Source organism: Streptomyces sp. NPDC001507, assembly GCF_042894765.1.
Taxonomy (GTDB): domain Bacteria; phylum Actinomycetota; class Actinomycetes; order Streptomycetales; family Streptomycetaceae; genus Streptomyces.
The window spans coordinates 1-1,218 of sequence record NZ_JBIAVV010000026.1; the positions used below are offsets into that span (position 1 = coordinate 1).

General features: G+C 56.6%; 1 rRNA gene (only partly in view). It reads right to left on the reverse strand.

The window, feature by feature from the left end:
• Positions 1-42: 42 nt before the first annotated feature.
• A 23S ribosomal RNA gene (locus ACFY0K_RS44670) occupies positions 43-1,218 on the reverse strand (it continues 1,627 nt past the right edge of the window).

The following is a 1,218-nucleotide window of genomic DNA, read 5'->3' on the forward strand; positions in this document are numbered from 1 at the left end:
ACGGTCGTTGCCTCAGAACTAACACAGTGGACGCGAGCAACTGAGGACAAGCCCTCGGCCTATTAGTACCGGTCACCTCCACCAGTTACCTGGCTTCCAGATCCGGCCTATCAACCCAGTCGTCTACTGGGAGCCTTACCCCATCAAGTGGGTGGGAGTCCTCATCTCGAAGCAGGCTTCCCGCTTAGATGCTTTCAGCGGTTATCCCTCCCGAACGTAGCCAACCAGCCATGCCCTTGGCAGAACAACTGGCACACCAGAGGTTCGTCCGTCCCGGTCCTCTCGTACTAGGGACAGCCCTTCTCAAGACTCCTACGCGCACAGCGGATAGGGACCGAACTGTCTCACGACGTTCTAAACCCAGCTCGCGTACCGCTTTAATGGGCGAACAGCCCAACCCTTGGGACCGACTCCAGCCCCAGGATGCGACGAGCCGACATCGAGGTGCCAAACCATCCCGTCGATATGGACTCTTGGGGAAGATCAGCCTGTTATCCCCGGGGTACCTTTTATCCGTTGAGCGACGGCGCTTCCACAAGCCACCGCCGGATCACTAGTCCCGACTTTCGTCCCTGCTCGACCCGTCGGTCTCACAGTCAAGCTCCCTTGTGCACTTACACTCAACACCTGATTGCCAACCAGGCTGAGGGAACCTTTGGGCGCCTCCGTTACTCTTTAGGAGGCAACCGCCCCAGTTAAACTACCCATCAGACACTGTCCCTGATCCGGATCACGGACCCAGGTTAGACATCCAGCACGACCAGACTGGTATTTCAACGACGACTCCACAACCACTGGCGTGGCCGCTTCAAAGTCTCCCAGCTATCCTACACAAGCCGAACCGAACACCAATATCAAACTGTAGTAAAGGTCCCGGGGTCTTTCCGTCCTGCTGCGCGAAACGAGCATCTTTACTCGTAGTGCAATTTCACCGGGCCTATGGTTGAGACAGTCGAGAAGTCGTTACGCCATTCGTGCAGGTCGGAACTTACCCGACAAGGAATTTCGCTACCTTAGGATGGTTATAGTTACCACCGCCGTTTACTGGCGCTTAAGTTCTCAGCTTCGCCCCACCGAAATGGAGCTAACCGGTCCCCTTAACGTTCCAGCACCGGGCAGGCGTCAGTCCGTATACATCGCCTTACGGCTTCGCACGGACCTGTGTTTTTAGTAAACAGTCGCTTCTCGCTGGTCTCTGCGGCCACCCCCAGCTCGAAC